General features: G+C 73.7%; 3 protein-coding genes and 6 pseudogenes. 7 read left to right on the top strand and 2 right to left on the bottom strand.

What is annotated here, in order from left to right:
- Window positions 1-815: 815 nt before the first annotated feature.
- Complete coding sequence (locus FF86_RS06270; protein ID WP_044884053.1) at window positions 816-1,094, bottom strand: hypothetical protein; 279 nt, start codon at window positions 1,092-1,094, stop codon at window positions 816-818.
- A gap of 3,729 nt (window positions 1,095-4,823) precedes the next feature.
- Here FF86_RS06270 and FF86_RS06250 point away from each other — a divergent pair.
- The 7 genes and pseudogenes from FF86_RS06250 to FF86_RS65440 form a co-directional block, all read left to right on the top strand.
- Window positions 4,824-5,390 (top strand): copper resistance CopC family protein, encoded by a 567-nt coding sequence (locus FF86_RS06250; RefSeq protein ID WP_255355719.1) that lies wholly within the window; start codon window positions 4,824-4,826, stop codon window positions 5,388-5,390.
- A gap of 701 nt (window positions 5,391-6,091) precedes the next feature.
- Window positions 6,092-7,110, top strand: a pseudogene (locus FF86_RS41760) (cytochrome c oxidase assembly protein); the annotation flags it as partial.
- A 1-nt stretch (window position 7,111) separates the two neighbouring features.
- Window positions 7,112-7,266: pseudogene (locus FF86_RS41755) on the top strand (cytochrome c oxidase assembly protein); the annotation flags it as partial.
- Window position 7,267: 1 nt separating this feature from the next.
- A partial coding sequence (locus FF86_RS41750; protein WP_242418271.1) for a cytochrome c oxidase assembly protein occupies window positions 7,268-7,837 on the top strand: 570 nt, incomplete at its 5' end.
- Between the two features lie 559 nt (window positions 7,838-8,396).
- Window positions 8,397-8,563, top strand: a pseudogene (locus FF86_RS65445) (sodium:proton antiporter); the annotation flags it as partial.
- A 15-nt stretch (window positions 8,564-8,578) separates the two neighbouring features.
- A pseudogene (locus tag FF86_RS41740) lies at window positions 8,579-9,038 on the top strand (Na+/H+ antiporter NhaA); the annotation flags it as partial.
- A 79-nt stretch (window positions 9,039-9,117) separates the two neighbouring features.
- Window positions 9,118-9,608: pseudogene (locus FF86_RS65440) on the top strand (Na+/H+ antiporter NhaA); the annotation flags it as partial.
- 565 nt (window positions 9,609-10,173) lie between these two features.
- Here FF86_RS65440 and FF86_RS41715 read toward each other — a convergent pair.
- Window positions 10,174-10,779 (bottom strand): annotated as a pseudogene (locus tag FF86_RS41715) (cation-translocating P-type ATPase); the annotation flags it as partial.
- Window position 10,780: the final 1 nt, after the last annotated feature.

The following is a 10,780-nucleotide window of genomic DNA, read 5'->3' as shown; positions in this document are numbered from 1 at the left end:
CGCCAGCGTCGTGCGGGCCGCGGTGGCGTCCGTGACGTAGGTGCCCAGGTCCTCGGGGTCCGCGGAGCTGGTGGCCACGATCGTCTTCCTTTCTCCCCGAACTTCGCGGGNCGAGTCCCCATCCGCTGACCGAGGACTCCGCGGATCCGAACAAAGTCTTCCTCGGTCGTCCGGGCACATCCCATTGCCGGGGGCCCTACAATGCCCCGAACGTTCCGCTGATTCCCGGGGGAGGCCCAGGATGGGTGTTCACGGCGGCCAGCACGTGGTCTTCGACTTTGCGGGCGCACTTGAGCTGGCCAGACGGCTGTGGGGCCTGGCCGACGGCGTCGACACCTTCCGCGGAAAGCGGGACACCGCCGCGACCACGGCCCTGCGCCATTGGCAGGGCCGTTATGTCACGGAGTTCCGCAGTAGTGTGACCGCCGAACAGGGCAGTGACACACATCTCAGTACCGCGATGCGGGACGACGCCCGCACCCTGGCCGCCCTGTGGAGCCAGGCGATGGCGNAGGAGGCCAAAGTCCGATACGCCGACCACGTCACCGAGAAAAAGCAGCACAGGGGCTTCTTCCATCGCATCGAGGACGCGGTGTTCGGTTCCGACGACGACTACGGACCCGAGCCCGGGCCGTTCGCCGTGCCGCAGCCGCCCGCCTTCACCGCGACGGGCAGCCTCCCGGTCTACGACTAGGAACCGCACCCCGGGCCGGCGGCCTTCGGCGGCCGCATCTCCCAGGAACGCCTGCCGCGCAGGGCGCCACCGGCACCGGCTCGTTGCCTCGCGGCGGGGCGGGCGGCCGTCGGCACGTCGCTCAGTTGCCGCCCGCATTCATGATGTCCGTGTTGATCTGACTGACCTTCTGCTGCAGCGCGCCAAGCTGGGTGACCGCGTTGTCCAGCGCCGTCTTGGTCTGAGGCCAGATGTCGGCCCGGAACTGGACGGCGAGGCCGCCGTCCCAGTTGTTCGGGTCACTCAGCAGCTGACCTTCGCGTTCCAGGTTCTGGATCTCCTGACTGAGCCCGGAGTTGATGATCTGCTGCATACGCCCGATCGCGTCGCGCGCCGTGTCAGTGGAGACAACCCGAGCCATCGATCCTGATCTCCCCGCAAGTCGATTCTGCCGCCGACGCCATCATCATAGCCACACCCATCTCCACGGGCGGCACCCCGACCTGGCGGCGCCATATCTTTCCTGTTGAACGGCACCACAGCCCGGACGGACGCCCGCGCCGGCCACCGAGCAGCTGATTGCGAGCGGACAAACGTCGGTAGCGGGTTGCCCGTCTCGATGACCTTGGCGGCCGCACCCAGGATTCATCAGCGTTCGAACGGTGGACGTTCTCGCCGGCGCCCGGCTATAGTCGGGCAGCAATGGTGTTGGCCGTTCCCGCGCTGGCCCGGTAGCGCGGGAACGGCCCGGGTGAATATGTGTTATACGGGCAGCTCCGGCCGCCGGCCGCCACGAGGCCGGGTTTTCCGACGACGTTGCTTCCAGGGTCGGCGCGCATTCGGGCGTCGCCGCTGCCCGCTGTTCGCTGTCCGCTGTCCGCCGCAGACAATGGTGAGTGGTGTGCGTATCTGGCCGGATGACGGACGGTTCGAGGCGGCGGTCACACGCGGCTCGTACTGGCATCCGCGCCTGACCGGCGTCACCTTCGACCGGGAGGGCCCTGCCGGGCCGGGCCGGGCCGATGCCGGCGGCGACGGGTCCGGGCCGCTGCTGCACGCGCTCGGCGCGTCGGCGGTCGTCTTCTTCGGCCGTCGCGGCCCGCAGGGCGTGGCGCTGCGCTGCCCGACCCGGGACCTGGGCGCCGGTGCGACCCGTCGCTACGAGAAGCTCGCTGCCCGGCGGGCCGCCCATCCGTCCCTGGCCGCCGCGCTCGCCGAGGCGGAGTGGATCGACCAGGGCGTCGAGATCGACGGCACCTGGTGGCCGGTGATCGTCATGGAGCGGGTGGAGGGCCGGTCACTGGCCGGCGAGGTGGAACACGTGCTCGAGAAGGACCCGGCCGGGCTGCGCGGCCTGGCCTGGAACTGGGCCGAGTTCGTCNCCGCGCTCGGGGCGGCCGACGTGGCGCACGGCGACCTGCAGCAGAACAACATCTTCGTCACCGGGGACGGGCAGCTGAAGGCAGTCGACCTGGACGGCGTCTGGCTGCCGGCCGTCGCCCACCTGCCGCCGGACGAGACCGGTCATCGGCACTACCAGCATCCCCGGCGGCGGCGCGGCGACTGGGGCCGTACCGTCGACACGTTCTCCGCCCTGGTCATCTACCTTTCCCTACGCGCGCTGGCCGTCGAGCCGGACCTCTGGGGGCTTTACCACAACGGCGAGAACTTAGTGTTCACCGACGACGATCTCGCGCATCCGGACCAGACCCCGCTGTGGGACCGGCTGAACAGCAGTCCCGGCCAGGACGTCCGTCGGCTCGTGGCGCTGCTGCGGGAGCTCTGTCACGGCCCGGCCGACTCCGGCCGGGACCTGGCCGGCCTGCTGGACGGGTATCGCCGGACCCGGTCGGAGGGGCTCCTGCGGCCGGCATCGTTCCTCCGCCCCGCCGGGCACGACGACGTCAACCGCTGGTGGGACGAGCCCGCGGCGGCCCCGCCGGATCCCGACGCCACCTGGTCCTGGCCCGGCGAGGCGGACGTCGGCGCCGGGCTGGCCGAGCACAGCGACGCGAACGAGGGTGATGGCGCGGCCCGGTCGGGCCCGGCGCGCGCGCTCGTCTACGTCGCCGTGTTCCTCGCCGTCTTCGGTGTCGTCTTCGTCGTGTACCGCACCGGACTACTGCGGGCACTGCTCTCGTGAGGACCGCCCCGCCCCTCCACGACCCCCGCCCCTCCACGACCCCTGTCCCACCGCTAGGAGCCGGTCCGTGCCCTATTCCCAGTCGATCGACCGCACCACCCCGGGTTGCGTGATCTTCCTGTTGGACCAGTCCGACTCGATGAACCTGCCGGTCGGCGGTCGCCCCAACGTGTCGCGGGCCGAGCTGCTGGCCGACATCGTCAACGACACCATCGCGATGATCATGCGGCGATGCCGGAAGGTCCACACCGAGCCGACACCGCGGGCCTACTACGACCTGGCCGTGCTCGGCTACTGCGGGCAGGAGGTGCGCTCGCTGCTGGGCGGTCCGCTGACCGGACAGTGGCTGGTGTCGATCCCGGAGCTGTTCTCCTCGGTGCTGCGGCACGAGGAACGGGACGGACGTTCCAAGCCCGTCTGGGTGGAACCCTTCGCGTCCGGTCACACACCGATGTGCCTGGCTCTCAACCAGGCCGGTCGGCTGGCCAGCGGCTGGGCCTCGGGGCACCAGCGGTCCCACCCGCCGATCATCATCAACATCACCGACGGGATGGCGACCGACGGGGACGGCGACGAGGTGCGCACCTGGGCCGACCGGCTGCGCTCGCTGCGCACCCGGGACGGGGACCTGCTGCTGTTCAACGTCAGCCTCTCCGACGGACTGTCAGCCTCGGTGCGTTTCCCGGCCAGCCCCGCGGAGCTGCCCGCGGGCGACGACTTCCTTCGCCTGCTGTTCGACACCTCCAGNGAGATCCCGCCGGAGATGCGCACACGGGCGGAGTCCACCACCAACGTCAGTCTTTCCGCCGGGTCCCGCGGTTTCGTGGCGAACGCGGCCCCCGACGACCTCGTGCTGGCACTGCGGGTCGGCACCAGCCTGACCGACGACCGGCGGTGACCACCAGCCGGCGGGACCCCGCGCGCCCGCAGGCGCCGCCTCGGTGCAGTGCGCGGATCCTGCGGCTGCCGAAGAACGAGATCGACCCGATCGAGGACGGCGCGGCCGCGAGCGAACGCCACGGCCGGTTCGCCGTCGCCGACGGCGCCTCGGCCGGACGCGACGTGCACCTGTGGGCGCAGGCGCTGGTCCGCGCCTACGTCCGCCAGCCGCCCCCGGCGCAGGCCAGCGATGCCGACCTGCGGGAATGGTTCCTCGCCGTGGCCAGGCAGCACGCGGCCACCCTTCCCCCGGCGGTCGGGCCCAGCTGGCTCGACGAGGGTCCCGGCGCGGTGACCAGCGCCTACGCCACGTTCCTCGGGCTGCAGCTCCTGTTCGACGATCAGGGCCGCGCACGCTGGAAGGCCATTGCCATCGGTGACTCCTGCCTGCTGCAGGTAACCGCCGCCGGTGTGCTCACGGCCTTCCCACTGGACGCCCCGGAACAGTTCTCCGACACCCCGCGACTGGTGCCGGNCCAGCCCGACCTGCTCGCGGCCAGCATGGACGCCGCCGTGGTGGAACGGGCCTCGGGCCCGGTGGCCGCGGGTGACACCCTGCTGCTCGCCACGGATGCCGTCGCCCGCTGGCTGCTTACTCTGGCCCTCCACGACCTCGCCGGGCTACATCGGATCATCCGCAGCCCGCGCGACGACCTGCGCGACCATCTCGCCGCGCAGCGCGCCAACGGCGCGGTGGACACCGACGACCTCACCCTCCTCACCGTCCGCCTGCGCACCAGTCCACGCAGCCGGTGAGGTGGTGGCACTTCGCGATCCGCATCTCCCGTGGCACCGAGTTGGTGCCAGGAACTGGCGCCAAAGCGGGACGAGAACCTGCAACGGGGACACGTTGCCCCTGCTGGTGCGCGAGTTCCGCCCGGCAGTGCCCACGATGTACGTTCTACCGCGCGTAGAATCTGGCCGGTGCGACGACAGGTGNAGACGGCTTCCGCGCGTCGCGGCGGCGCCCGACGGAGCAGGCTCGCCGCCGCGGTCGGCGTCGTCGCCGCGATCCTGCCCGCGCTGCTGCTGGCCCTGGCAGCACCCGCCGCGGCGCACTCCCGGCTCGTGGCCACCACACCGGCCGCGGACAGCGTGCTGCCCGCCGCGCCGAGTGAGATCATGTTGACCTTCAACGAGTCCGTCTCGTCCCGCTACACCCACGTCGCCGTGACCAGCGCCGACGGCACGAGCGTGACCGGCGGCGCCACCGTGGTCGAGGGCGCCGCCGTCCGCCAGCCGCTCACCGCGCTGGCCGGCGGGCGCTATACGGTCTCCTACCAGGCCGTCTCCGAGGACGGCCATCCCGTCGGGGGGACGTTCACGTTCACCGTCGCCGGGCGGGCGGGCCCGCAGGGCGGCGGCGCCGGTTCCGCGTCGCCGGCCGGAAGCGGCGCCGCGGCCCCCGGCCTCGGCGCGGCCACCGCGGCGCCCGCCACGACCGCGCCTGGCGCGGGGACCGCGGCGGTCCCCGGCGGATCCGCCTCGACCGCGCCCGCCACCGGCGCGCACGATGGGGACGGCGGGGGTGTCGGCGGGGCCATCTTCGTGGTGATCGCCGCCGTTGTCGTCATCATCGTCGGCGGCCTGCTCGTCTTCCTGATCCTGCGCCGTCGTCAACCCGGAGCGCGCTGACCATGGACATTTCCGCCTCGGCGGGCCCGCCCACCTCGACCGACGACCCCGTCGCCGCGGAGGTCCGCCCGCCGGGGGACGCCTTCCCGGCGCAGGCGCCGACGCCGGGGGCCACCCGGCCCGCGGGTGCCGTCGCCCGCGCGCTGCCCGTCGCGGTGCTGGCCGGCTGTGCCGTGCTGGCTCTCGTCGTCGGTTTCGGCCCGGGTCCGCTCCGGCTGCCCGGGCTGCCCTCGTCGGGTGAGGGCACCTACTGGGCGTTGCCGTTCGCCCGGCTGGTGGGCCGGATCGCCTCGGTCGCCACGCTCGGCTGGCTGCTTGCCGCCGCGGTCCTGCTTCCAGCCCGGCGCGTCCCCGTGCGCCGCGACCGCGAGCCGTCCAGCGCGGACGCGACGGCAACGCGGGCCGGCGACGCGGCGACGCGCACAGGGGCTGCGGCGACGGCTCGCGCGGGTGACGCCCTGCCGGAACGCGCGGCCGGGTCCCGCCAGCGGCCGTTGACGTCGACCGCGCGCCGCTGCGGGCGGTACGCGGCCGACGCCGCGGTGGTATGGCTGATCGCCACGCTGGCGGAGCTGGTGTTCACCCTGTCCGACGTCTCCGCGCAGCCGGCCGGGGACGTGTTCGACCTGCACGCGCTGCGCTCGTTCNTCGCCTCGACCGAGCAGGGCCGCGCCCTGCTCACCGTCGCCGCGCTCGCCGCCGTGGTGGCGATCGTGGGCCGCACGGTGACGACGACGACCGCGGCCGGCGTGCTGCTCGCCCTCGCCGCCATCGGGCTGCTGCCGCCCGTCCTCGCCGGGCACGCCGCCACGTCTGGTGACCACGCGATCGCGGTGGTGGCGCTCGCCGTGCACATCCTCGCCGCGTCGGCGTGGGTGGGTGGGCTGCTGGGACTGCTGTCCGCCGTGCGGCTGCCCGCCGGTTCCTTCGGGCCGGCGCTGCGGCGGCACAGCCGGTTCGCGGCCGGCGCGGCGGCCGTGACCGCGGTCAGCGGGATCGGCGGGGCCGCGCTGCGGCTCGGCGGATTCGCGCCGCTGTGGGAGACCCGCTACGGCCTGCTCGTCACGCTCAAGGCGGTGGGCCTGATCGCCGCGGTCGTGCTGGGCGGTCTGCTGCGCCGCCACGTCGTCGCCCGGCTCGCCACGGCCACCCCGCAGACCACGACGGCGGCCGGGACGGCGGCGGGGGCTGGGGCCACGGCAGAGGCCGGGACCACAGCAGGGACGGTCGGTCGGTTCATCCGCCTGGCGGGCGTGGAACTGACCGTGCTGACGGCGACGTTGGGGCTGGCCGTGGGGCTGTCCCGCACGGCGCCGCCGGTGGACGACGCCCTCGTCCCCGCCGACCCGACCCGGGCGCTGCTCGGCTACCCGATGCCGCCGCCGGTGACGGCCGTCCGGCTGGCCGCCGACTGGCGGATCGACTGGGTGTTCCTCAGCGCCTCGGTGATCGCCGCCGGGCTGTACCTCGCCGGGCTGCTGCGGCTGCGCGCCCGGGGCGTCCGTTGGCCGGTGGGGCGCACCATCGCCTGGCTGTCCGGTCTGGCCGTCGTCGTCTTCGCCACCTCCAGCGGGCTCGGGCGCTACGGGCCCGTCCTGCTCAGCGTGCACATGACCCAGCACATGCTGCTGAGCATGCTCGCCCCGATCCCCCTCGTCCTCGGCGCGCCGGTGACCCTGGCGCTGCGGGCGATGCACCCCGCACGGGCCCCGCACCCCAGNGGGCCGCGGGAGTGGCTGGTGGCGCTGCTGCACTCCTGGCCGGTGCGGGTGCTGACCCATCCGGCGTGGGTGACGGCGAACTTCATCGGCAGCCTCTACGCGCTGTACCTGACGTCGCTGCTGACCACGCTGATGCACAACCATCTCGGCCATCTNTACATGAACGTGCACTTCCTCGCGGTCGGCGTGTTGTTCTTCGAGCTGCTCATCGGGGTCGACCCGTTGCCGCGGCGGCTGCCGCATCCGGGGCGGATCATCATGCTGCTCAGCGCCGTTCCGTTCCACACCTTCCTCGGAATAGCGATCATGAGTGAGTCGTCGCTGCTCGCGGCCGGCTGGTACGGCCGGCTGGTGCGGCCGTGGGGGGTGAGCGCGCTCAGCGACCAGCACACTGCCGGCGCCATCGTCTGGGCGTTCGGGGAGCTGCCGACGTTCGCCGTGCTCATCGTGCTGGTCATCCAGTGGTCGCGGATGGACGACCGGCGCACCCGGGCCCGTGAGCGCCGGATCGCCGCCGCCGGCGACGTCGACGCGGAACTCGACGCGTACAACGCCTACCTCGCCCGGCTCGCCGGCGGCCCGACCCGCCGCCGTACCGCGGCGACGATCGGCCCGGCGGTCACGGCCGCCGGGGGGCCGATCACCACCACGCCTCCCGCGCCCCGGGACGCCGCGGACGACGACGAGGGTGGCGGCGGGCGCGCTTCGGCCGGGGGCGGCGGCTGACGGCGCCCACGACGGCGTCTCGCCAGCCGGGCCGGCGACGATACCGCGCACCGCCGTCACGTTCGCATCGCGGCGGTCGACCACCGCCGGGTTCTCGCCGGGTTCTCGCCGGGTGCCCTGCCGGGCAGACATTCGCCGCCACCCGTCGCCCCGGCACCCGTTTTCCGCCGAAAGTGGTGCGTGCCGGCACGGGCGCGTAAGCGTGCACGGAATAGAACATCGCCGGTTCCCGCCGTATTGGCAGCCCATTTCCCGGCAAATCCCGGGCCGAGGCAGGTCACCGGCGGAATGTCGGCGGAGCCGATGGCCCGTCGCCTGGCTGTACGCCCGGACTTGCCACGACCCCCGGAAATGCCCTCGACAACGGGTCCGGACGTGGCGTCATCGCCATCGACACCACAGCAGAAGGCATTCCTCGTTACGATCTACCAGGCGGCCGGAAATCCGCCGCCGATCCGCAGGTGCCGTCGCGCGGCGGCCGCGACGGAGGAGCAGTCACGTGTCGCAACCGCCCCCTGAACCGGGCCCAGTCCGCCGCCGAACTGCACAGAAGCAGGCAATTGTCCCAGGCCAGAAAAAAGATCCGGCCCGGTGGCCGCGACGACTGCACGGCGGCACTCGAGGGGCAGATCGCGACCGGTTCGCCGGGTTCCTGCGGGCGCAGACCACCGGCGGGCTGCTCCTCGTCGGTGCGACGGTGGCCGCCCTGGTCTGGGCGAACGTCGCNCCCGGCNNCTACCNCGCGGTGTGGTCCACGCCGGCCGGTCTCGGCCCGGCCTGGCTGCACCTGGCCGACCTGCACGTCACCGACTGGGTCGCCGACGCCCTGCTCGCCGTCTTCTTCTTCACCGTCGGCCTGGAACTACGCCGCGAACTGACCGTCGGCGCCCTGGCCGACCGCGCCAGCGCGGCACTGCCCGTCGCCGCCGCGGCCGGCGGCATGCTCGCCCCCGCCCTGATCTGCCTGGCCCTCACCCACCACACCCCTGGCGCCGGACGCGCCTGGGCCATCCCCGTGGCCACCGACATCGCCTTCGCCCTCGGGGTGCTGTCCCTGGCCGGCGACCGGGCCCCGGCGGGGCTGCGCACCGTGCTGCTCGGCCTCGCCGTCGCCGACGACCTCGGCGGCATCCTGCTCATCGCCGTCGGCTTCAGCAACGGCATCAACCCCGGCTGGCTGGCCGCCGCCGCCGCCCTGCTCNCCGCCACCGCCCTCGCCCACCGCCGGCGCTGGGGCTCACCNCTGCTGCACNTCCCNCTCGCCGTGGCCACCTGGGTCNGCGTGCACGCCGCCGGCCTCCACGCCACCGTCGCCGGCGTCGCCCTCGGCCTGCTGGTGCGGGCCCGACCCGACCCCGGCGAACCCGAGGCGCCGGCCATCCGGCTCGAACGGCACCTCAGCCCGCTCTGCGCGGCCGTGGTCCTCCCCGCGTTCGCACTGTCCTCCACGGGGGTGTCCCTCGCCCCCTCGGCCCTGCTGCACGTCGTCACCGACCCGATCAGCCGAGGGGTGGCCATCGGGCTCATCGCCGGCAAGCTCCTCGGCGTCCCCGCCGGGGCGTGGCTCGCCGTGCGCCTCCACCTCGCGCGGCTGCCCGACGGCGTCCGCTGGCGCCACCTCGTCCCCCTCGGCCTGCTCGCCGCCATCGGCTACACCGTCAGCCTGCTCCTCGCCCGCCTCGCCCTCCCCGACCCGGCCGCGGTCGAAGGAGCAGCCACCGCCATCCTCACCGCCTCCGCCGCGGCCAGCGCCCTCGCCCTCGCCGCCCTGCGCACCCCGCTCGCGACCGTCGGCGCCCCGGGCACCCGCGGGTCGAGCAGGCCGGCCAAGCAGGCCGGCGGCCTGGCCGGACCGATCCCGCAGACCCGACGGGAGTCGGACGGCGGCCCGGCCGGCGGGCAGGAGCCGCCCCCGGCGAGCCGGCTGCCGACACCGCTGCCGACGCAGCCGTCGACGCAGCCGTCAAAGCAGCCGCCGAAGCCCGCGACGGGGAAGGCTGTCACCGGGAGGTCCGCTGCCCGAGCCGCCCGTCCCCGGTTCTGACCGGCGCAGCGGCGCCCACGGGCCAGCGCGCCCCCTCCCGTCCCGCCCTCGCCTCGCGGCGCACGTGTCAGGCGCGAGCCCCCGGCGTCCCTCCCTCCGCGGTGACCTCACCCCGAGCCTCGGGTTGGGCGTCCGCGCCGAGCCCGGCGCTCGGCGCGGCGGGCTGGGCACCGGGCGCCGACGGCGCCGGCAGGGTCCGCACGTTGCTCTGCGTCGTCGACGGGCGTCGCGCCGCGGCCAGCTCATCCCTGGAGGCCGCGATCGACAGGTGCCGGCGGGTCAGCAGCCAGANGAGTTCGAGCAGGATCGCCGCGCCCGCGGCGATGCCCACCCCGATCCACGGGCCGGTCGTTCCCACCAGCGACAACTGGAAGAACTTCTGGCCGAACGGGATCACCAGGACCAGCACGAAGGCGACCGCCATGGTCAGGACCAGGGCGATGCGCCACCACGTGTAGGGGCGGGCGACGATCGCCAGCGCCCACAGCGCAATGAGGAACAGCGTCAGGGTCGCCATCGACGTCTCGGCGTTCAGATCGTCGTAGATCGACCGCGCCACCAGGTAGGACGCCATGGTCGCCACCGCGGCGAGGATCCCGGCGGGCAGCGCGAAGCGCAGCACCCGGCCGACGAAGTCCGGGCGGGCCCGCTCGGCGTTCGGGGCGATCGCGAGGAAGAACGCCGGGATGCCGATCGTCAGCGAGCCGAGCAGCGTGAGATGCCGCGGCAGGAACGGGTAGGGCACGCGGGTGACGACGACCAGGATGGCGAGCAGCACCGAGTAGACGGTCTTCGTCAGGAACAGGTTCGCGACGCGTTCGATGTTGCCGATGACGCGGCGTCCCTCGGCGACGACGGACGGCAGCGTCGCGAAGCTGTTGTCGAGCAGGACGATCTGN

Source organism: Frankia sp. CpI1-P, from assembly GCF_001421075.1.
GTDB lineage: Bacteria > Actinomycetota > Actinomycetes > Frankiales > Frankiaceae > Frankia > Frankia torreyi.
Note: the sequence above shows the minus strand (reverse complement) of the source record. Positions and strands in the feature narration are given on the sequence as shown.